Below are 22,298 nucleotides of genomic sequence, written 5' to 3'. Positions count from 1 at the left end.
TCTATTTGCCAGTTTATGAGTTAACGAGGATTTCAGCGAATCGCCTGGGAGATGGGAAAATAAGGAGGATAAAGTTCTAGCCAGAAAAACTCACCAACGGGATTAATTTCTAAAAAGATATAACGTTCATCTGGTGTGACAATCATATCAATTGCACCATAATTGAGACCGAAATATTTCATTAATTTTAGTAGTTGCTTTTCAATAGTTTTCGGTAAATCATAGGGTTGCCATTGTTGATGGAGCGCTCTTCCCTCTTTTCGCCAATCGTAGATAGCGCCGTCTAATTGTTGGGAATTAATCGCCGCCGTAAATATTTGTTCACCGACGATAGTGATGCGTAATTCCAAAGCTTTAGGAATGTTTTCCTGAAAAGTCATGGGACAAAATTGCAAACCTTCCAAATTACCTAGGTCTTCCTTGGTAACAGGACTGGTAAAAACAACCATTTCCTCTTGGTTGTCTCCATAAATAGCAAATTGAGAAAGCATTTTAGTCACAATTCCCGTCGCTTCAAACTCCTGAGCAAATTGCTTGACAGCTTCAGGATGATTAGAAGTTAAAGTCCCAGGAATTAATAAACCTAATTGTCGCGCCACTTGTAACTGCAATTGTTTATGATTGGCATGATCTACCTTAGCAATTGGATCAAGATGAAAACCGGATAAACTAGCAATCATTCCTCGAATACTTAACCGACATTCCTTAAGAGAAGCTTCGCGAAATTGACTATCCATCCCATCGGGTAATTTTTGTCCGTATCTCATGCGTCGATACCAGACAGCAGAAACTTCTTTTAGCTCTAATTTTTGTTCTCCATCGGTAATAATTCCGCCTTTTTTATCGTCTGAGTAAAGATCAACTTTCACCTCTGTAGGGAAGCGATCGGTATCAAAACGGAAGGCTTTTTTACCCATCGTTTCTATGGCTTTGATTACCAGAGGAATACTTTCATTATCGCGGCTAAAAGTAACAATTAAAACGGTCATAAATCTCCTTGAAAACGTAGGATTAACAATTTTTTGTGCGCCAGCTTTGCCGATCAATCGAAGACTAAAAAATCAGCGATCGCCTGAGAAATAGGTAAATCTAAATCCCGTTCTAACATTCCCCACTCACCGACAGGATTAACTTCTAAAAAAACGTATTCTCCCCCTGGAGTTAAGATAAAATCAAACGCGCCAAAATTCAACCCTAAATTAGCCATAAAAATCTGAAGTTGCTGCAATAGTGAATCGGGTAAAGTATGATGTTGCCAAGCACCTGGATTAATACCCGGTCTTCGCCAATCTACGGCTGAATGATTATACTGAGAAGAATCTAAAGCACCCACAAATGTTTGTCCATTAACCACGACAATTCTCAATTCTAATTGTTTAGGAATTTCCGCTTGAAAAACCATAGGACAATAACGTAAAGATTCCGCTTCCTCAAGGTCTTCTGCTTTCACCCTACTGGTATAAAGAAAAAATTCCGGCGACTCCATACTGTGGGCGATCGCAGTTAACAATTTACTCACCATTCGTCCCTGAACCTGGGAAAAAAACTCCCGGGCAGCATCAGGATTATTGGTCACTAAAGTGGGGGGAATAATCAAGCCAACTTCTGAGGCCAAACGAAGTTGTAATAACTTATTTTTAGCCTTCTCAATTTGCGCTAAATTATCTAACCAACGCGCTGACCTTAAACTATCCCAAAAACCAGCCAAAGTCGTCTGGGATTCTCGCACACAAGCCTCCCGAAACTGAGGATCTAAATCCTCTGTTAGTTCAGGTTGCCAAATACGTCTTGTCCAAACAGATTGCACCTGTTCACTATCAATAGATTGATGGTTATAGGTTAATTGATAAGAACTTTTTTTACCATTAAATTGGGCTGTTAGTTGAACCTCTAAGGGAAATTTATCGGTATCTAAGCGAAAAGGTATGGCTCCTTTTTTTTCTATCGCCTCAGCCACACGGTCAATCGTGAAAAAATCGCCGCTATGGGTCAACAATAAAACAACTTTAGGCGATTCTTTCATATCAGGGGGAAATTCCTGTATTTAAATTTCTTTTTGTCTCTCTTAAGTGGCGACTAATTCTGGTTTAGTCGTCAGAATCGAATATTCACAAGACTGCGGATTGTTCATCTGCTCCTGAGCATTGAGGATTTCTAATTTTGCACGACTACTTAGTACAAACGCTTACGGGGGCGATAATTAGCCACGGATTCCACTAAACCCAAGGCGATAAAATTGGTTAATAAAGATGAACGTCCATAACTTAACCAGGGTAAAGGAATCCCTGTAATCGGGGCTAATCCCACGGTCATGCTAATATTAAGAATTGCCTGAAAAGCGATCATCGAGAGAACACCGATCGCTATTAAAGAACCAAAGTTTTCTTTAGCAGTATTAGCAATGACTAACAAACGCCAACAAACCAACCAGAAAGCTATTAAAACTAGAATACTGCCAACAAAACCAAATTCTTCCCCGACTACGGTGAAGATAAAATCGGTGTGTTGTTCAGGAATAAAATTTAATTGGGTTTGGGTGCCTTGGTGTAATCCCCGTCCCAATAATTCTCCAGATCCGATGGCAATGCGGGATTGAATTAATTGATAACCTCCCCCCAAAGGATTCTTTTCTGGGTCAAGAAATAGGGTTAAACGATCTTTTTGATATTCTTTTAATAAACCCCAAAAAACCTCGCCCAATTTACCCACTACCAGATTAGTTGCCACCACGAGGAAAGTAGATAAAAAACGGTAGGGAAGGGTAAACCAAGCAAGTACAGCGATGATAATTGCTAAAACAATCCAAGCAGGAAAAAGTAAATTAAACAGAAAAACCGATGCGAGGGGAGATAAGAGGATAATCATCCAAGGCAGTTTCGCATTAGCCCAGTAAATCATGCCTAGGGTAATTGCACCAAAGACTAATCCCGTTCCCAGGTCCGGCTGCGCCATAATTAATACCCAGGGTACGGCAGTGACGGCAAATACACGAGCGATCGCAAAAAGATTATCGGCGGGACGATGATGTAGGAGGGCTGCCAGGGTGATAATTAAACCTACCTTGGCAAATTCCGACGGTTGCACGTTAAAACTGCCGATATTAATCCAACTTTGCGCCCCATTCGCCGTCACCCCTAGGACAATTACCGCAATTAGGGAGAGATTGGTGAGAAGATAGGTTAACCAGTGCCATTTCAGCAGACTTTCGTAACGACAACGGGCCAGCAATAAAGCGATCGCCACTCCCACGCATCCGAATAACCAGTGTTGCCACCAGTCGAGAGCAGTGGTATGTCTTTCGGCACTACGAATCATTAAACCACCGAAAACGGTTAAACCCGTCACCAAAACGAACAAAAGCCAATCAATTTGGGCTATATCCCGGAAAATAAAGCTAAACTGCTCACTAAAACCGCTTAGTTTCCTACTAACAAGGGACTGTCTTCTCACCATTTCTCTCCCCACATTTACTGACTAACTATAGGCTGCTACGGATACTTTCGCCGCCACCTGACGAGCGATCGCTATCAAGGCTTTAGCTGAGGCCGATTCTGGTTGCCCCAAGACTACTGGTACACCAGTATCACCACCTTCCCGGAGGGATATTTCCAGAGGCACACATCCCAGTAAAGGAATGCCCAATTCTTGCGAGGTTTTTTCCCCACCACCGGACCCAAATAGATCATAGGAGCGATCGGGCTGATCGGGGGGGATAAAATAACTCATATTTTCCACGATACCCAAAACCCGCGCCCCTAGCTGTTGGAACATTTTTAAACCCCGGCGCGCATCAATTAAAGAAACCGTCTGGGGAGTGGTAACAATCACCGCACCGGCGAGGGGGACCGATTGAATTAAAGTTAATTGTGCATCCCCGGTACCGGGAGGCATATCGACGATTAAATAGTCTAAATTGCCCCAGTTGACTTGATAGAGAAACTGACGGATAATGCCGTTTAACATCGGACCGCGCCAGATTACCGGTTGATCGGGGTTAATTAAAAAGCCCATGGAAACCATTTTGATGCCATGGTTGAAAGCGGGTTCCAATATCTCGCCATTTGCGCCCTGTACGGTCACTTGTGCGTCATTTAAGCCCAACATTGTCGGGGCGTTGGGGCCGTAGATGTCCGCGTCTAATAGCCCCACTTTTGCCCCTAAATGAGCCAAGGCGACGGCGATATTGACAGCCACGGTACTTTTTCCCACACCGCCCTTACCACTGGAAACAGCGATAATATTTTTAACCCCCTCCACACCTTGGCGATCGGGTAAAGCTTTTTGTTGCGGGGTTTCGGCAGTTACTGCCACAGCGACACTTTCCACCCCGGGCAGCTGTTTAACGGCTTTTTGGCAGTCTTCCACGATAAATTCGCGTAAAGGACAGGCAGGAGTGGTCAAAACTAGGGTAAAGCTAACTTTTCCGCCATCGATCGCCACATTGCGGATCATGTTCAATTCCACTAAGCTTTTTTGCAGTTCTGGATCTTGAACGGGACGTAATACTTCTAAAATCGATGCGGTATCAAGGGGCATGGTTTCAGTGTCTCTAGTCAAGTATTGTTCTTATGGTTATTTATCTTAACCTTGTGGGGGGTTGGGTGTTGGATGGTGTTGGGGTTTTAGGGTGTTAGGGTGTTAGGGTTTTAGTTGAAATTCCCCCATTTCCCCATTCCCCCATTTCCCCATTCCCCCATTCCCCCATTCCCCACCTCCCCATTCCCCACCTCCCCATTCCCCCACTTCCCCATTCCCCCACTTCCCCATTCCCCCATTTCCCCATATATCTCTAGATTACGGTAATAGGATCGCCGACTTTAATTGTACCTGTCTTTTCTGGGATGACATTTTCTCCGAACATGATGCCCCCGGGGAAACTGCGAAAAGTGCTTAAGGTTTTTAGGGGTTCCATCTGGGAATTTCTCCTACCTGTTTCTTGATCGGTGGTGGTGATAATACAGCGACTACAGGGTTTAACCAGAACATAATTTATCTCTCCAATTGTGATCTTTTGCCAACTACTTTCGCTAAAAGCTCGATCGCTACTAATAACAATATTAGGCCGAAAACGATTCATCGGCACTGGTGCGACTAAACGCTGATTTAAGTCCGCTAAAGAAGCAGTATTAGTCAATAAAATTGGATAACCATCGGCAAAGCTGACGGGAGTATGATCATTCCCTGCATAGCGAGGATTCGCGGGACGTGGATAATCGGGAGATTGTCGCAATAAACGACAGGGAATGTCCAGAATTTTCTCAAACCATTCGGCAATTTCATTCCCTTGATCGATGGCTATGGTTTGAGATTCCCAGATTTGAACCGCTCTTTTTTCTCCTGTGAAATTAGGCTGGAAAGTCAGGGAATATTGAGATGTTTTCAGAGAAAAGTTATCCTCTGTTATGGTGACAGAAACGGTGGCTAATTGCGGATATTCTCTTTGGGTGATAAATTTACCCTTGCCATCCACTAACATCATTTCCCGATCCCAGAGTAAACCTTTAGGAGTCACTTCAGCTTGGGATAATTGAATACCTCGACAGGATTTAATCGGGTAGATATAAAGATCAGTAACCTGCATTTTCTTTCAGTAGTTCTACATATTTTTTCGCCACATCTTCCCAAGTCCAGAGATTAATTTTATTGGGAATATCTTCGGGTAACAAGCGAGGAATTGGATTGAGGATAAATTGTTCTAAACAGTTGGCTAAACTGTCCGCATCTCCCCTAGGATAGAATTGCACTCTTTCGGGACAATTATATAATTCTACCTGTTCTTGAAACACTTCTAAATCGGAAGCGATAACGGGAATACCTTGTAAAATTGCTTCCGCTATTGCCAATCCAAAACCTTCGTATTTTGAGGGAAATACCACACAGGAACAGGTTTGATAATAAAATTGTAAGGTTTCATAGTCTTGATAACCTAATCCCTTGATATGACTCTCGAAAATTTCTTTATTTTCCTGATAAAGTTGGGTACATTCGGCGAGATAGTCTTGGTATTCTTGGGTTTTGGATTGTTGAGATAATTGCAGATTTCCACTAACTAGATTATCGGTTTCTTTACCGATAAAAACTATTTGAAATTTTAAACCTTGTTTCGCTAGTTTAATGGCTGCTTTGAGCAAAGTCAGATGATCTTTGTAGATACCAAAGGAGGAGGGAAAATAAAAATTAACTAGCTCACTTTTGACTAAATCACTCTTGGGATTAGACTGCTCGATAAGTCCTGCTAAGGGTACAGCTTTTAACTTACTAGCATAGGTAGCATTGGGAAAAACTTTTAAAACATCGTCTTTAGTTTTTTGGGAAATTGTGAAGAGTAGATCGGCCCGATCTAACCATTCTTTTAAGACTTCATTGTAGGGTTCTTGATAGGATTCTGAGTAGGTTAAGGGAGCAAATTGCCAAAAGACATCATAAATAATGCCACTTAAAGTAACCTTGACATTAGGAGGAGAAATCCGATTAGTCATCCCATACAAACAATGATCAGCTTGGTAACGCTTGATAATCTGATTAATTCTTGTCTCGATGCGTAAAAGTTCAATTCTACGAGAGAAAAGACGATGAATAGAAGTCAGTCTTAGGGTTTTATAAAAATTCGCAAGAAGACCATAAAAATAGATTAGTTTCGTCTCAAAACTCTGAGTATAAAAATCAAAATTTTCGTAGATAATTTTATCGGAATCGGGCATTAAAGACTTAAAATATTCAATATCATTACGGGGAAGTACGATAATAATTTGTTCGACGTATTCTAATAAGCTAGGTATTAAAGAGATAATGACTCTTTCTACTCCTCCTTTGCGATAAAACACGATCGGGATGACAATTTTCATAGATTTCCTTGTCGATAGCTGGCAATAAAAAGATTGATTTTTGACATGAACCCATTATATGATAGGCTCGAATTGTTTTACTGAGTCGATAAATCGAGTTAAATTCAAGCAACTAAGACTCTATCACCCATCGCCCCTATTTTCCCTCGATCTTGGAGAAAAAGAGTGTCACAAGCTACTCCATCCCTACAATCTAATCTCAAACAATGGCTACGAGCCAGCGCACCTTCCCTATTTAAAATTAAACAGCGTTTGAGTACCCGTCGTTGGCCGAAAAAATCGATCGTTATTTACACAGAAAAATATCGTCCCATGCTTCCGGCGGAAATTTGGCAACGGGGGGCCAGTGGCACCCAGGCATCGGTGGCTTTTTTAGCGCAAGAATGGACGAAATGCGGCTATAAAGTGACGATTTTTGGCAATTGTGAGGGTATGGAAGGGGAACAGGACGGTATTCGCTATGTTAATTATTACCACATGAATTGGCAAGATCACTTTGAGACATTGGTGATCTCTCGTCATCCCACCTATTGCCGTCCTGGTACCAAGGCAGAACGAATTTTTTTTGATTGGCAAGATATTAAAGTGCCGGCAGCCTCCTATACCCCCGAAATTTTGGCTAGATATGACAAAATTTTCTGTAAAAGCCAATATCAACGGGATTTACTGGATTTCTGTGCCGATCATCAATGTCCGATTGTTCCTAATGGTATCGATACTTCCCTTTTGGCTGTAAGTGAGACAGTGCCGGAAAGTGACTATCTTCCCTATCGTCTAGTCTATGCCTCTCGTTATTATCGCGGCCTAGAGTCGATGTTAAAGTATGGCTGGCCGATTATCAAGGCGGAAATCCCAGAGACAGAATTACACCTCTACTATGGTTTTACTAAACGGGATGGCATTGGCGATCGCAGGCAATGGCGCGATAATTTAATCGCTTTGATTAAAGCTAGTGCGGGGGTAGTTGATCGCGGAATGATCGGTTATCGTCAACTAATCGAGGAAAAAGCGCGCTCTGCTATTCATTACTACGGTTGCACCTATCGTGAGATCGATTGTATTTCCGTGCGCGAGTCGGCAGTGGTGGGCTCTCTGCCAGTGGTGACGGATTTTGCCGTTTTTCGAGAAAAAGACTACTGTGTGAAAGTACCGGGGGAAGTAACCGATCCGGCTACTCAGGAAGCTATAGCCTGGAAAATTGTCGAATTACTGAAAAATCCCCAGCTTTTAGCCCAAGAGCGCGAAAGATGTCGTCAAATTGCCCTAACTGACACCTGGGAGCGATCAGCCGCCGCTTGGTTAGATGTGATTGAAGCGGATTCTTAGGCAAGCATTTCCTCTAAAACCCTGGCTACGCTTAGGATTAAGTCTTCGCGATCGGGGGCAGCGATGATTTGCAAACCTAAAGGTAGTTGGGATGGACGTTTAATCGGCAAAGAAAGGGCAGGTAAACCGATAAAAGAAAAAGGTTGGGTGAATCTACCTAAATTAGGTCTAATTAATAGCTCTTGCCCGTCAATAATCATTTTTTCTACTCCTAACGGCGGCGCAATACAGGGAATCGTCGGGGTGAGAATAATATCGACTTCGGTGAAAATCTCTCGCAGACGATCGCGATACCAACGGCGAAAACGTTGAGCCTGTAAATACCAGCTAGAGGGAATTAATGCCCCTGCCAAGAAGCGATCCCGGGTTGCGGGGTCAAAATCCTCTAATCTGGCCTGTAAACGCGGTAAATGCCAATTTGCTCCTTCTGCAGCGGTAATTATATAGGCGGCTGCCCTGGCGCGGGCGGTTTCGGGAATGGTGATTTTTTTGGTCACTCCTAAACGTTCGGCGATCGCTGTCACCGCCTCGATTACTTCTGGTTCGGCTCCCTGCTGAAAATAATCGTCGGCAAGGGCTATTTTTACGCCCTCTAAGCCATTAAAAGGGGCTTTAAGGTTATTTTTGGCAAAAAGACTCCAAATAGCCGCCATATCCGCCACATTGCCGCTAAAAAATCCCAGATGATCCAAACTACTAACGAACAAAAATAGTCCCTGACGGGATACGCGCCCAAAGGTGGGTTTTAGCCCCACCACGCCACAGCAAGCGGCGGGAACCCTCACCGAACCATTAGTATCAGAACCGAGGGCGAGAGGCACTAAATTAGCGGCAACGGCAGCGGCGGAACCGCCGGAGGATCCCCCCGATATGCGACTAGGATCGCGGGGGTTGGGAGTGGCCCCATAATGGGCATTTTCGGTGACAAAACCGTAGGCGTACTCATCCATATTGGTCGCCCCCACCAAAACTGCCCCGGCCGCTTCTAGGGTTTGAATAGCGCTCGCATCCTGTCTTGCTGGGGGATTATCCCGATTGATTTTGGAACCGGCTAAAGTGACAATACCCTCGATATCAAAGAGATTTTTGACGGCGAAGGGGACTCCTGCTAAGACACCGACGGATTCCCCATTAGCGATCGCTTGATCGATTTTTTGGGCTTGAGCGAGCGCCCTAGGGTGTAAAATGTCGGTAAAACAATTTAAATGGCGATTTTTCGCCTCTATCACCGCCAAAGTCTGGCTAATAACTTCTAAGGCTCTAGTTTGACGATTTTGGATCGATCGAGCTAAATTGCTCACAGAAATAGTCATGGTTCAAAGCTGAGGGCGCTTTCCCCGTCATCCTCTAAGGGAAATTCTGTCACTAAACTGGCGATTTCTTGCAAGCGTTGCCAGTTTTCAACCACAGAATTTAAATAGCGATCGGGAATGGTTAAATCAAGGATTTTCGCCATGATTATAATATATTCTTCCGGGTTATTCATAGATTTTGTTCAGGCTGGGGGGAAGGAGATAAAGAGTTGCTTGAAAGCAGCGCTCAGGAATAAAATCGCCACCTAGTTAAGCTTTGAAAATTGCTAGGATTTGACATCCTCACCGCCGGGGCCGGACGGTGATGACCGGCAGATCAAACAAGCTTAATTGAATGATCTTCGGCTGGGTTGACGCGACCCAGGATACTGCTTCTTTAACAGAAGTCTTACGTTTTCCGACCCGTCCGTTTTTTGTGGTCTCCGATTGCCCACCGGCGACCTTGATATTAATTGCGGCGTTTACATCCCTATCATGGAAAGTCCCACAGAAAAGACATTCCCACTCGCGGATATTTAACGCCTTTTTCCCGCCAATATTCCCACAACAGGAACATCTCTGAGACGTTTACATCGAGAAATTATCCGAAAATCACGCCCATATTTATCAGATTTTGCCGATAGCATATCTCGAAAATAACGCCATCCTAAGTCTGATATGGCACGGGATAACTTCCGATTTTTAACCATTCCCGATGTGTTTAAATCCTCTAAAATTATCGTTTGATTTTCACGAACAATTCTAGTGGATAGTTTATGCAAGAAATCAGTGCGAGTGTCCTTAATCTTTGCGTGGATTTTAGCTACTCGTTTTCTGGCTTTTTCCCGTCGGTTACTTCCCTTCTGTTTTCTAGAAAGGTTTCTCTGTGCTTTTTTAAGCCGTTTTAATCGTCTTTTTAAAGGTTTTGGTGCATCTATTTTTTCTCCTGTGTCTAATGTGGCAAAAGTAGCAATCCCTAGTCAGTAATCAGTAACCAGTAATCAGTGAAAAGAAAGCTCCGAACTTGCCACTTGATAATACTAACGGAAAACTCAAACCTGATAACTGATAACTGATAACTACTAACTGATAACTACTAACGGAAAACTCAAACCTGATAACTGATAACTGATAACTGATAACTGATAACTGATAACTGATAATGGACGACTCCAAACGACTTTTAAATCACCGATTTTTGCTAAAGTAACGTGGTGTTGATTGACGATAAAGCCATTATCGGTAAATCTTGCTGATTGTTTAGATTTACGTTTTTTAAACTTAGGAGGTTTTACTTTCTTTCCTTTTCTTTCTCCCTTACAAGATGCCAAAAAGTTAGAATAGGCTGTCTCTAAATCTCTCAAAGACTGTTGTAAAGGAATAGAAGAAACCTCAGTCAGCCAGACTTTTTCTGTTGTCTTTTTAATTTGAGTTAGTCTTTTGGACAACTCTGTATATTTTGGCTTTTTCTCTCCTTGTTGATAGAGTTCTTGGCAGTAAGCTAAGGTATCGTTCCAGACAACACGCACACACCCGAACAATTGAGACAAAAGCCTCTTTTGTTGGTTAGTTGGGTAAATGCGGTATTGATACCTTGCTTTCATTGAGTTAAAATATGTGTGTCTGCATTCTATTGCAACTAGGTCTGCTAATTATGTCAAGTCATCTACGAAAAGAAAGACAATCTATAATCAGTGATCAGTAAACAGTAATCAGTAAACATTAAACATTAAAAAGACAGTAGGAAACTTCTATTTAATACTGCACACTTAAAAACTCACATCTGATAACTGATGACTTACCCACTGATAACTGATAACTGATAACTGATAAGAGAAAATCTCCCGTAAATACGGCTCTACCGAATCTGTCATGTAAAACTATCAATAACTCATGCTTGTAAAGCTTGTATACTAAGGCTTTGAGTTTTTGTTAAATTGATATTTATCAACTTTAGAGCATTGCAGGGCAGAGAGGGAGCTTGAGGAATTTTCTACAGTGTAAGTTCGGAAGAACCGTTAATTTTAGCTATCAGCCACTACTCCGTCAGCTGGGAATCAGTTATCAGGCGCGAAAGTGTTGGGGTTTTAGGGTGTTAGGGTTTTGGGGTATTAGTGGAAATTTCCCCATTTCCCCATTTCCCCATCACCTCACTCCTATACTTTAGGGTTTAATTGCGTACAAAGTGCCGACATTTTTACTGCGAGGCATCCGGGAGAAGATGATAAAACCGAAGTCTTGCAGATGCTTAACTAAAGCATCGGGACCCTTTTTATGCCATTCCATCATGATAATTTTAATCTGTCCTAATTGACCAGTTGCCGCTAAAGAATCGAGGATTTCGTATTCGGAACCTTCACAATCAATCTTGGCAACAATATCGCTATCGGGATAATCAGAGGTAATACCTTTGAACACATCGGTGAAAGGTTTAAGAATTAAATCGGCTGTAGCGGGTTGTTTCGAGGCAAAAGGTTTTAATTGGTTGTCAATACCAGAAATACCAACACTACCTTTCACGGTGTAATCGTACTCTACTTGAATAATTTCATCACGAGCGCCGACTCCATAATCAAAAGCTTTAATCTTCTCCGCTAGATTAGGATTGAGGGCAAAATTTCTTAAAGCTTGGTCGTAGGTAGCCTTAAAAGGTTCGTAACTATAGACAGCTTTCACATTAGCTCGATTGGCAAAAAAGAGACTAGCAAAACCAGTATTCATACCAATATCGATCGCTACACAGGGCTGATCATAGAGGAAATTATAGACACCTAAAAGGAAAATTTCATGAGCGATATCTAAATCCTGTCCCGTCTCGATAATTAACTTAACTCCATCGATCTCGATAATTAATTCCTGTTGCTCATCGATGTAAAATTTACAATCAGCCAGAGACTTTAAGGCGTTAGCTTTGTTAAAAACTTTACTACCCAAGAGGAAATCTTGCTTATTTTTGCTTAAACTGACACCTAAAGGTTTATAGAAAAGTTGACCAGATTTAGCATCATATTCCACATAATTAGGACTAATATTATGCTCTGCCAATTGACTAGACCAATATTGATCGGCAATATGGGGGTAAGTCTTAAATTGTCGATAGCGTTTATGTGCATCTAACAGTTTTTGATAAAGCATTGCTTGTCTAGCCTCGATTTTTTAGGATGGATGAAGGTAATTTTATGGACAAGTTTGACAAAGTTTGATAGGCTTGTCAAGAAAATCCCTCGTCTCTGAGCATCAGAAGTGAGGAAACCCATCTCAAACAAGGTAACACAGACCATCAGGAGTTAACACGCCTTGAATTACTCTGATTTTATATTTTGGTGGATATTAATCCTTTTTAGCGTTCCTTTCTTAACGGCACGCTATATAGCGAAGTCCTTCAATCTCTGGCGAGGTGTTTTTGATGGGGTCGGATTAGCGGCGCTGTCCCTAATCCTGTTTTATTACGCCAGTCGCACCAGTTTCCTCGTTTTCATCGTCTCCCTAGCCTTTAACTACATTATGGTCTGGCTAGTGCTGAAAATGAGCGGCTGGAAGGCGAATCTCCTCGCTACTATCGTTATCGTCATCGATATTCTTGTCCTCGCCTACTTCAAGTATTTCGGCTTTTTTGTCCAGGAAGTCATCGGATTGTTCGTTTCTCTCCCCCCTAACTGGAAGGAACTTTCCCCAATCCCCGTGCCTACCCAAATACCGCCGGGGGTATCCTTTTATACCTTCCAGATGGTGGCTTTCGTGGTGGACTCCCTACGGGAAAAGAAAAAGAAACCCCTAGCCGTCCTCGATTATGTCAATTTTATCTCCTTTTTCCCGCAAATTGTCGCAGGTCCGATCGAGCGTCGCCGGGATTTATTACCACAAATTGAATCCTTTCGTCTCAAATTTACAGGAGAAAACTTCGAGAAGGGTTTGCGTTGGCTTTCCCTCGGTTTATTTATGAAATTTGTCCTCGCCGATAACCTTGCTCCCTACATCGAATTAGATAAGATGATTGACAATGCTTGGTATATCTGGTTTGAGGCCTTTTTATTCACCCTGAGAATCTATTTTGACTTCGGCGGTTATAGCTTTATTGCTGTTGGTTTAGCCTATTTTGTCGGCATTAGATTGGAATTAAACTTTTTAGCTCCCTACACATCCCAAAGTATTAACGAATTTTGGCGACGTTGGCATATTACCCTTAGCACCTGGTTTCGGGATTATGTGTTTTTACCCCTGATGGGTTCCAATAAAAATTGGGCGCCTTTTTATCTATTTATCACCTTTACTCTTTCAGGTTTCTGGCACGGTGCAGCTTGGAATTTTATCTTTTGGGGTGCTTACCACGGAGCATTATTATTATTACTGCGTTATCTAGGCCGACCTTTCTATGCTTTCGTCGGGAAATACGTTTCTCAGCCGCAAATTGTCTCCTGGGCCTTAACGCAATTGGCTGTCATTTTTGGCTGTCTCTTTTTCATGGAGATTAACACCAGAAGATTAATCGGCAAAATGCTGGTTATTGCCAATCCTTTCAATTATTCCCTGGCTAATATCGGGGAAATTTTTAGTTCCTATAGTCTTAATCAAGGAGCAGTTTTAAGCGTCGCTTTAGTTCTTGGTATCATTGTTTTAATCCTCGAACATCTGGCTATTGCCCAGAAAAAGTTTGAATATGAACTATTGTTATCCCCTTGGCTGTCTAAAATATTGCTAGGTTTAACTATTCTCCTCGCTTCCACTAATACCGGTGACTTTATTTACTTTGAATTCTGATGAATACTAAATCCTTCAACATTTTCCCCTGGTTAGCTTCTCTGGGAGTCGCTTGGTCCCTCGGCTTTGTTTACAATGTCATCTACGGCGGCGAATTAAGCTGGTTGCGGATGATGTACGAAGAAAAATCTGCGATCGCTGCTAGGGTCGAAGGACCGCGGCGTTTAATCGTCACGGCGGGATCGGGGGCGCATTATAGCATAAATTCGGAATTAATGGCCAAAGAATTGGGAATGCCCGTGGTTAACTTCGGTTTACAGGGGGACATCGGGTTAAATGTCATTGCCGCTATGATTCTCGAAAAAGCACGCCAAGGGGATGTCATTCTGCTGATTCCTGAATATCTCATGCTCATGGATGAGGACGGTTTTAATCGCGGCGAAGGACTTTGGGGATCCGCACCTTTTAGCGTCGCTATTGGCAAACCGGGGTTAGGTGAGATACCTTTAAAAACCATGATCGAGGATACTTGGTTATTAGGTATTCCGGGGATGCGTCCAGTTACTAAATCGATGGTTGATTTATTCACTAAAGGCAGAATGACGGGTTATCTTTCCGATCCAATTACTAATACAGGTGATCCGACTATAGTTAAGGAAAGAACAGGGAAATGGTGGCAAATGACCTTTGATACTCCTGCCTCTGCTCACTCGATTAAAGCTATTGAAAAGCTCAAGAAAGATTTAGAAGCAAAAGGTGCGACTTTAGTGGTTTCTTTGCCCTGGGTTTATGCTAAAAATGATGGTAAAACCGTTGCTAATATTCGCAAGTCGGCTGAAGAATTAAGTCGGGTTGTGCCAACAATTTACGACCCAAAAGACTTGAATATTAAGACCGATTCTACTATTTTTGCTGACACTCACTATCATCTTTTGCCCCCGGCGAGAATTATTCGTTCAGAACAATTAGTTTCGGAACTGAAACCCCTCTTAAACACAACTGAGAACAAAAATCCATGAATAAACCTATAACTAAGATTTGCATTCTGGGAGGTGGTTTTGGTGGTTTATACACGGCACTCGATTTGAGTCGATTAACAGCAGTAAAATCGGGTCAATGGCAAATAACTTTAGTCGAACCAAAAGAACATTTTCTCTTTACTCCCCTTCTCTATGAACTGATTACAGGAGAATTGCAACGCTGGGAAATTGCCCCCTCCTACCGTCAATTATTAACAGGAACTCAGGTTAATTTAAAAACTCAAAAAGCCAGTAATATTGACTTAAATAATCGTCAAGTATATTTAGAAAATGAGGAAATTTTAGCTTACGATTACCTCGTTTTAGCGGTGGGAGTTCGCAATCGTTGGCCGGCTATACCGGGGTTAGCTGATTATGGGCTAACTTTTCGGAGTTTAGAGGATGTGGAAAGATTACAAACGGCAATTCATGACTTAGAAACTCAAGGAAAATCCTCAATTAATTTAGCAATTATTGGCGGCGGTCCCAATGGGGTAGAATTAGCCTGTAAGGTGGCTGATCGTTTAGGAAAAAAAGGCAAAGTTCACCTAGTGGAAAGGAACGAGGAAATACTGCAAAACTTCCCTAAATCCGTGCGTGTTGCTTCCTATCGTTCCCTTTTAGCCAAGAATGTTAGTATCTATTTAAACACGGGATTAAAGGAAGTTACCGCTAATTCCATAACCGTATTTAAAGATAATACAAATGAATTCATCTCCATTGATTTATTATTGTGGACAGCAGGAACCCAAGCACAGGATTGGATCAATAATTTAGATTGTCAGAAAACAGCACAAGGCAAATTATTAACCCGTTCCAGTTTACAATTATTGGACTATACCGAAGTTTTTGCCGTTGGGGATATAGCCGAAATTTATCCTAATAAACAGGTAATTCCTGCCACAGCACAGGCAGCCTATCAAGCAGCCAGTGTAGTAGCCAAAAATATCTCGGCAGTGATCAGAAAAAAATCGCCCCAACCCTATTATTATCTGCATTTAGGAGATATGTTAACCCTGGGTAAACAATCAGCCCTTGTCTCCAGTTTTGGCATTAATATTACTGGTAGATTAGCCGATATAATGCGTCGATTTGTCTATATACTGCGTTTACCCAGCAAACGCCATCAATTGAAAGTGTTTCAACATTGGGCAAAAAAAATTCTTCTCCGACTCCGTTATTCACAGGTGTTATCTAATACTAAATCCGTTGAGTATAGGCTACATATCAGGAGAGGAAAAAGGCAAAAGGGAGAATAAATAATCAGTTCCAACCAGGTTGTTAGTCCTTACACAATTGGCTACAATAGCCCTACACAAGCTACGAGAGAAAAGTATGCCTGAATTAAAAATTAGTATTAGTGAGGCTGCCCACAAAACGCTGTTAGCACTTGTTGACTCCTCTGGGGATACGCTCCCAACAGTATTAGACAAAGCCATCGAAAATTATCGCAGATATGTTTTTCTAGTTCAAGCGAATGAAGCCTTCGCCGCCTTAGGGAAGAATGAGACTTTATGGCAAGAGGAAATTTCTGAAAGGCAGACATGGGGGCAAACTCTCGCTGATGGAGTAGAAGGGTAGTGGCAAAAATTACCAGAGGAGAAATATGGCTAGGGACTTGCGCTTTGATAATGTACCTTTTGGGCGAACGCAGTTCGCCCCTACATTGTGGACAAAATCCGTTACTGTAGGGGCGCAAAGCTTGCGCCCTCCGCGCGGAGGGGGTTTGCTGATCACCCTAAGTAGGGGGAGAGCCTTCGAGATGTTAGGGACTTGCGCTTTGATAATCTGCCATCTGGCTGGTCTGGTTCTTCTACAGAGCGATTTTCAAAGCTGGGATATTATTCCTACGCAAGTCCCTAAACTCACAGCTTCAATCAATGTGCATGGTGCGTTCCCAAAAATCGATCGGTGGAGCAGTAGGAGCCAGATTAGGGAACGCACCCTACAAGATCGGCTACGTTTACCCAGCAAACGCCATCAGTTGAAAGTGTTTCAACATTGGGCAAAAAAAATTCTTCTCCGACTCCGTTATTCACAGGTATTATCTAAGCAACCGATTGAATCCAAAAATACTCGTTAATTGTAGTTAAAATCCATGAAAACCTTTCTCAAAAGTATGGCAGCACCTTGGCAAGCAATCCCAGAGATTCTTAAAAACCTTAAGTCTCTGAAGGCTATCTTGGATATTGGGTAAAAAATGTTCACAATATTACATTATGGGCGCAAGCGTTGCGCCCCTACCATTGGCGCAAGAATATCTATTGTAGGGGCGAATTGCATTCGCCCTCTTTTTAGGTTACACTTCATCTTGATGAGAAACACCCTAACCTTGTATTAATGCAAGAAATGACGAATTCCCGTCAAAACCATAATTAAACCTAACTCATTAGCGGCTTTAATTGAATCCTGATCTTTTAAAGAACCTCCGGGTTGAACAATTGCCTCGATACCAAACTGGGCCGCCGTGCGAACAGAATCATCAAAAGGGAAAAAACCATCACTAGCTAAATAGCCCCCTTTGGCTGCTTTTCCTGCTTGTTCAAGGGCAATTTTTACCGAACCAACGCGATTCATTTGCCCCGCACCAACACCTAAAGTAGTTTGATTTTTCGTCACCACAATAGCGTTAGATTTAACGTGCTTAGAGACTTTCCAAGCAAACAGTAATTCCGCTAATTGTGCAGGGGTGGGTTGTTTTTCCGTCACCACGCGCCACTCGTCCGGGGTTTCTATCACGTCATCCGATGCTTGCACTAGAAAACCGCCGGCGATAACTTTTACCGTTTGTTTTTCCCCCTGACTTAAATCTGGTAGGGTTAAAATCCTTACTTTTGACTTTTTAGCCAGAATATCCCGGGCGACCGGGCTACAATCGGGGGCAACCACGCATTCTAGGAAGGTTTTCGTTAATTCTTTAGCGGTTGCTTCATCTATGGCTTGATTTAGGGCAACAATACCCCCAAAAGCGGAGGTAGAATCGGCATTAAAAGCTTTAGTATAAGCTTCTACCAAACTATCACCGATCGCCACCCCACAGGGATTAGTGTGTTTCAAGATAGCGGCGGCCGGTTCTTCCCTGCCGAATTCGGCGATTAAACGGCGGGCTGCTTCCAAATCGACTAAATTGTTATAACTTAGTTCTTTTCCCTGTAATAAGGTCGCTTTTCCCCAACCGTGAGCCATTGTACCGCTGCCATACCAAGTGGCACTTTGGTGGGGATTTTCGCCGTAACGCAGGGTTTGTAGGGCATTTCCCGCCAAATTAAAGCGCGTCGTTTCTCCGTTTAAGCTGGCGAAATAGGATGCGATCGCACCATCGTAGGCATTGGTTAAAGCGAAGGTTTCCCCCGCCATTTTTTGACGGAATTCTCGGGAGATTTCGCCGTTATTTTGCCGTAATTGGCTTAAATACTGCTCGTAATACTTGGGGTTACTGATGACAGTCAAATGGGCGAAATTTTTAGCTGCGGCGCGTAACATCGCCGGACCACCAATATCGATTTGTTCGATCGCCTGAGCAGTGGTAACATCAGGATTAGCGATCGTCTGTTCAAAGGGATAGAGATTAACCACCACCAAATCAAAGGGACGAATTTGATTAGCCGCCATTTCCGCTAAATCTGACTGCCAATCCCTTCTAGCCAAAATACCGCCATGGATGCGAGGATGGAGAGTTTTCACCCTTCCGCCCAAGATTTCAGGAGATCCTGTATATTCTCCCACTTTAATCACGGGAATTCCCGCCGATTGCAGTGTTTTGGCGGTTCCTCCACTGCTAATAATTTCAAAATCAAATTCTTCTGTTAGCTGACGGGTAAAGTCAACTATTCCAGTTTTGTCAGTCACGCTGATCAGCGCTAAACGTCCCATAGTAGTGATCTATAAGCAACCATTTCAGTATATCTCAGTCCTAACCCGTTAAAAATTTAAAAAAAGTAGGTTGGTAAATAATCAGATGCTTCTATATTTTTGTCTGTTAAATAGCAACTTATGCCAAGAAAAAAATGTCGTTGTCAGATCAGAAGAGGAAAGATGGGCGTTGCTGAATCAAGGTATGAATGACAACCTTGCACCCATCCAAAAGTTAGTTTGGGTCTAGGTTTTAAAAATCCCACACAAGAAGATTCATATCTCAAATCAGCAACGCCCGAAATGATTTCTCTGGGGGGGGTTTTTAGCGGCAATGTCGGTTTTTTGCAGTTGGATCGGTTCTATCATTTAGTCGGTGAACGGGATACAGTAGAACCGATCGGCTGGACGATTTTTCCCGAACGCTGGCCGATCGCTTGGTTGTCCTACTGGAATCAAGCTCGTCGTCTCGGCATTATCAAGATTATCTCCCTGGGGCCTACCCATCATAACGGGGTTATGGCTTATATGGACGGTGAAAGAACCTTGGCCGATGGTCGCACCTGTCGCCGGCAAACCGTGGACACTGTGGCTAAATTAATCTCTTTTCCTTAGCTGCTCTCAAAGTTCCCCGGAAAGATTTAGACTGACTGATCATGACTATTGGCCACTGGTTCGGGGCTATCCTCGCCAATCCAAGCTCTGACTAACTCGTAGCAGAGACCGAGGAGAACTGGCCCGACGAACAAACCAATAATCCCGTAGGCGATTACTCCCCCGAACACCCCTAGCAGAATCACCACCATGGGAATGGGCAGGCCGCGCCCCATTAAGATGGGTTTGAGGAAATTATCGACCAAGGTGGCGGGAATCATCCAGATTGTAAACAAGAGGGCGGTGGAATAGGGTAGTGTTGCCCAAGCGTGAATGAGCGCCCCCAAGACAATCAAACCGGGGCCAATTTGGAGAATGCCCAAAAGTAGGGCGAGAAAAGTTAATAAACCGGCCGCAGGCGTTCCCACGGTCACTAAACCGATGCCGATCAAAAGACTCTGGATAATGGCAACGCCAATAATACCGCGGCTAACATTACGCACGGTGGAGGCGGTAAGACTGGCCAGCGCAATTCCTCGACCTGGGGCGATTTTTTCCGCTAACCGGTTCATCAGGTGAGTCAGATTTTTAGCCGAGAGGGTCAGTGCCGCCGCAATCAGAATCGAGACGATAAATTTCAGCACCGTCAGACCGGTGCTGGTAGCTAGGGAAAGGGAGATTTTCCCCAATTCTTTTAATTGTGGCTCGAAGCGTTGAAGAAATTGACCAGTGTTATCTGATGCCTGCTGCCAGAGACTGGCAATCCTTTCGCCGATCAGCGGCCAGGTGGCCACATCGGCGGGGGGAGGGGGAATCACCGCCGCACCGGTATCGATATATTCGGCCAGCGTTCGCAGATTACCCGCCAGAACCGCTGCGATGGCACTCACCGGACCGATAATAATCCCTAGACAAATTAGGGTGAGGAGAACTGTGGCCAGTTTCGTCCGGCCCGCGAGCAACTTTTTTAACCAGAGAAAGAGGGGATACCAAGCGATCGCTAGAATTGCTCCCCAGAGGATCATGGTTAGGAAGGGACGCAGCAGGGTAAAACCAGCAAATAACAACAGGCCGAGAAAAAACAGCCGGATGACGAGATCGATAATTTTAGCGTCATTGTTCATCAATAGCGATCGCCTTTTGGCTAGATGAGGACATTGCTGCAATTATGGCAGTTTTTCGTTATATATTTGGCTACAGTGGTCAGTCTTGATCTCTTCCACTATCTTTTCATCCCCAGACTAAATCTAGTCAGTTTTCCTAATCTCCCTGATCTTCCATGAAACTCCGGAGAATTCTCTTAATCTTTTTTTTTAGTGCCTGTGTACTAGCAAGCGGCTGGCATCTATCCCTCAAGGCGATCGCAGAGGAAAGAACCACGGCAGCGACTAAGATAACTTGGACGGCAGCCAACTCCGATCCAAGGGTTTTAGGCTGGATGCAGGGTTCGCCGCCCCCCCCCGATAAAATTATCCGTTTTGCTAACGGTAGTTATTTTCAATTTCCCCAAATGCGCTGGAGTGTTTGCCATTTTCAACAGCTTATGCCCACTAAAGCCGTTAGTCGGGGATTATCTCTAGCTGTTCCTTTGGTGAAAAAAGAATTATCAGATATTGACCAAGTGACTTTTCTGCCCTGGGGGGCCAAGGACAAGATGACTTGGCAACAATCCCTAGAAGCTAACTTTACCGATGGGATCCTGGTGATGCACCATGGTCAAATGGTTTATGAAAAGTTTTTCGGCTGTTTGAACCAGGTGGAACGTCATGGGGCCATGTCCCTAACTAAATCCTTTGTGGGATTATTGGGAGAAATGTTAGTGGCCGAAAATAAATTAGAGGAAAATAAACTGGTTAGGGATTATATTCCGGAATTGACGAAAAGTGCCTTTGGCGATGCCACGGTGCGTCAAGTTCTCGATATGACCACTGCCCTAGATTATAGTGAAGATTATGCCGATCCCAAGGCAGGGGTCTGGCAACACGCGGCCGCCGGGAATCCTTTACCGAAACCAGAAGGTTATACGGGCCCTAGCACTTATTTTCAATTCCTGCAAACTGTCCAAAAAAAAGGAGAACACGGTCAGAGTTTTGGCTATAAAACTATTAATACTGATGTTCTTGGTTGGTTAATTGCTAGAGTCACGGGGCAACCACTGACGGAAGTTCTCTCGGAAAAAATTTGGAGTCAAATCGGTGCCGATATTGATGCTTACTTTACCGTAGATTCGATCGGGACTCCCTTCGCCGGTGGCGGCTTAAATGCGGGTTTACGAGACCTGGCGCGCTTCGGCCAAATGATCCTCGACGAGGGCAAGGTTGGTGATCGCCAAGTAGTGCCGCCAGAAGTCATCCGCAAGATTGGCAAGGGGGGAGATCCACAGGTATTTGCGAGAGCGTCATACTCGGCCTTAAAGGGATGGAGTTATCGCAGTATGTGGTGGATTACTCACAACGAGAATGGTGCTTTTATGGCGCGGGGGGTTCACGGTCAATCCCTCTACATCGATCCCCGTGCAGATATGGTAATCGCTCGTTTTGCTTCCTATCCCGTAGCAGGTAATGCGGCCAACGACCCTACCACTCTACCAGCTTACCAAGCTGTGGCAGATTATCTGATCAAGCTCGATCGGCCCTAGGGTAAGCTAAGACGCATTTTGATTCCCTAGTAGT

General features: G+C 43.5%; 18 protein-coding genes and 3 pseudogenes. 8 read left to right on the top strand and 13 right to left on the bottom strand.

Annotation, left to right across the window (positions count from 1 at the left end; genetic code table 11):
• Positions 1–13: 13 nt before the first annotated feature.
• The 7 genes and pseudogenes from GQR42_RS17850 to GQR42_RS17825 all read right to left on the bottom strand — a co-directional run bounded on the left by GQR42_RS17850 (position 14) and on the right by GQR42_RS17825 (position 6,845).
• Positions 14–989, bottom strand: a pseudogene (locus GQR42_RS17850) (MvdD family ATP-grasp ribosomal peptide maturase).
• A 53-nt stretch (positions 990–1,042) separates the two neighbouring features.
• A complete protein-coding gene (locus GQR42_RS17845) occupies positions 1,043–2,023 on the bottom strand; it encodes an MvdC family ATP-grasp ribosomal peptide maturase (protein WP_158200971.1) in 981 nt (326 codons plus the stop codon).
• 149 nt (positions 2,024–2,172) lie between these two features.
• Positions 2,173–3,453 (bottom strand): rod shape-determining protein RodA, encoded by a 1,281-nt coding sequence (gene rodA, locus GQR42_RS17840; protein ID WP_158200970.1) that lies wholly within the window; start codon positions 3,451–3,453, stop codon positions 2,173–2,175.
• Between the two features lie 21 nt (positions 3,454–3,474).
• Positions 3,475–4,536 carry an Mrp/NBP35 family ATP-binding protein gene (locus tag GQR42_RS17835; protein ID WP_158202511.1) on the bottom strand — a complete coding sequence of 354 codons (1,062 nt, stop codon included), beginning with the start codon at positions 4,534–4,536 and terminating at the stop codon, positions 3,475–3,477.
• A 94-nt stretch (positions 4,537–4,630) separates the two neighbouring features.
• Complete coding sequence (locus GQR42_RS27880) at positions 4,631–4,783, bottom strand: hypothetical protein (RefSeq protein WP_199273207.1); 153 nt, start codon at positions 4,781–4,783, stop codon at positions 4,631–4,633.
• Positions 4,784–4,789: 6 nt separating this feature from the next.
• Entirely contained in the window at positions 4,790–5,581 is a 792-nt protein-coding gene (locus tag GQR42_RS17830; RefSeq protein WP_158200969.1) for an MOSC domain-containing protein, read from the bottom strand.
• The gene (locus tag GQR42_RS17825; protein WP_158200968.1) at positions 5,568–6,845 is read right to left on the bottom strand and encodes a glycosyltransferase; all 1,278 of its coding nucleotides are present in this window, start codon (positions 6,843–6,845) and stop codon (positions 5,568–5,570) included. The genes GQR42_RS17830 and GQR42_RS17825 overlap by 14 nt, the downstream gene beginning before the upstream one ends.
• Positions 6,846–7,010: 165 nt before the next feature.
• Here GQR42_RS17825 and GQR42_RS17820 point away from each other — a divergent pair, with 165 nt between their 5' ends.
• Positions 7,011–8,171 carry a glycosyltransferase gene (locus tag GQR42_RS17820; RefSeq protein WP_158200967.1) on the top strand — a complete coding sequence of 387 codons (1,161 nt, stop codon included), beginning with the start codon at positions 7,011–7,013 and terminating at the stop codon, positions 8,169–8,171.
• On the opposite strand, the gene GQR42_RS17815 is transcribed toward GQR42_RS17820, so the two are convergent.
• The 4 genes and pseudogenes from GQR42_RS17815 to GQR42_RS17800 all read right to left on the bottom strand — a co-directional run bounded on the left by GQR42_RS17815 (position 8,168) and on the right by GQR42_RS17800 (position 12,598).
• On the bottom strand, positions 8,168–9,484 hold the full coding sequence (locus GQR42_RS17815; protein WP_158200966.1) for an AtzE family amidohydrolase: 1,317 nt from the start codon (positions 9,482–9,484) through the stop codon (positions 8,168–8,170). The two genes, GQR42_RS17820 and GQR42_RS17815, sit on opposite strands and share 4 nt — an antisense overlap.
• Positions 9,481–9,657: a DUF4089 domain-containing protein gene (locus GQR42_RS17810; RefSeq protein ID WP_158200965.1), complete on the bottom strand. Its 177-nt coding sequence runs from the start codon at positions 9,655–9,657 to the stop codon at positions 9,481–9,483. The genes GQR42_RS17815 and GQR42_RS17810 overlap by 4 nt, the downstream gene beginning before the upstream one ends.
• 109 nt (positions 9,658–9,766) lie before the next feature.
• Positions 9,767–11,067, bottom strand: a pseudogene (locus tag GQR42_RS17805) (RNA-guided endonuclease InsQ/TnpB family protein).
• Between the two features lie 559 nt (positions 11,068–11,626).
• Entirely contained in the window at positions 11,627–12,598 is a 972-nt protein-coding gene (locus GQR42_RS17800; RefSeq protein WP_158200964.1) for an FkbM family methyltransferase, read from the bottom strand.
• Between the two features lie 162 nt (positions 12,599–12,760).
• On the opposite strand from GQR42_RS17800, the gene GQR42_RS17795 reads away from it, so the two are divergent.
• The 5 genes and pseudogenes from GQR42_RS17795 to GQR42_RS30075 form a co-directional block, all read left to right on the top strand.
• The gene (locus GQR42_RS17795) at positions 12,761–14,221 is read left to right on the top strand and encodes an MBOAT family O-acyltransferase (RefSeq protein ID WP_158200963.1); all 1,461 of its coding nucleotides are present in this window, start codon (positions 12,761–12,763) and stop codon (positions 14,219–14,221) included.
• Positions 14,221–15,180 (top strand): hypothetical protein, encoded by a 960-nt coding sequence (locus tag GQR42_RS17790; RefSeq protein ID WP_158200962.1) that lies wholly within the window; start codon positions 14,221–14,223, stop codon positions 15,178–15,180. The genes GQR42_RS17795 and GQR42_RS17790 overlap by 1 nt, the downstream gene beginning before the upstream one ends.
• The gene (locus tag GQR42_RS17785) at positions 15,177–16,439 is read left to right on the top strand and encodes an NAD(P)/FAD-dependent oxidoreductase (protein ID WP_158200961.1); all 1,263 of its coding nucleotides are present in this window, start codon (positions 15,177–15,179) and stop codon (positions 16,437–16,439) included. The genes GQR42_RS17790 and GQR42_RS17785 overlap by 4 nt, the downstream gene beginning before the upstream one ends.
• A 76-nt stretch (positions 16,440–16,515) precedes the next feature.
• Complete coding sequence (locus tag GQR42_RS17780; protein ID WP_158200960.1) at positions 16,516–16,761, top strand: toxin-antitoxin system protein; 246 nt, start codon at positions 16,516–16,518, stop codon at positions 16,759–16,761.
• Between the two features lie 376 nt (positions 16,762–17,137).
• A pseudogene (locus tag GQR42_RS30075) lies at positions 17,138–17,263 on the top strand (NAD(P)/FAD-dependent oxidoreductase); the annotation flags it as partial.
• Between the two features lie 254 nt (positions 17,264–17,517).
• Here the strand turns inward: GQR42_RS30075 and purH are convergent.
• Positions 17,518–19,053 carry a bifunctional phosphoribosylaminoimidazolecarboxamide formyltransferase/IMP cyclohydrolase gene (purH, locus tag GQR42_RS17775; RefSeq protein ID WP_158200959.1) on the bottom strand — a complete coding sequence of 512 codons (1,536 nt, stop codon included), beginning with the start codon at positions 19,051–19,053 and terminating at the stop codon, positions 17,518–17,520.
• A gap of 282 nt (positions 19,054–19,335) precedes the next feature.
• Between purH and GQR42_RS17770 the strand changes: the two genes are divergently transcribed.
• Entirely contained in the window at positions 19,336–19,647 is a 312-nt protein-coding gene (locus GQR42_RS17770) for a hypothetical protein (protein WP_233271060.1), read from the top strand.
• Positions 19,648–19,673: 26 nt separating this feature from the next.
• Here the strand turns inward: GQR42_RS17770 and GQR42_RS17765 are convergent, their stop codons facing one another.
• Complete coding sequence (locus GQR42_RS17765) at positions 19,674–20,750, bottom strand: AI-2E family transporter (RefSeq protein WP_158200958.1); 1,077 nt, start codon at positions 20,748–20,750, stop codon at positions 19,674–19,676.
• 155 nt (positions 20,751–20,905) lie between these two features.
• Here GQR42_RS17765 and GQR42_RS17760 point away from each other — a divergent pair, with 155 nt between their 5' ends.
• The gene (locus GQR42_RS17760; protein ID WP_158200957.1) at positions 20,906–22,264 is read left to right on the top strand and encodes a serine hydrolase domain-containing protein; all 1,359 of its coding nucleotides are present in this window, start codon (positions 20,906–20,908) and stop codon (positions 22,262–22,264) included.
• Positions 22,265–22,298 lie beyond the last annotated feature (34 nt).

Source organism: Microcystis aeruginosa FD4 (assembly GCF_009792235.1).
In the GTDB taxonomy this organism is placed as follows: Bacteria; Cyanobacteriota; Cyanobacteriia; order Cyanobacteriales; family Microcystaceae; genus Microcystis; species Microcystis viridis.
The sequence above is the reverse complement of the archived record's forward strand: the minus strand, read 5'-3'. Positions and strand labels throughout refer to the sequence as shown.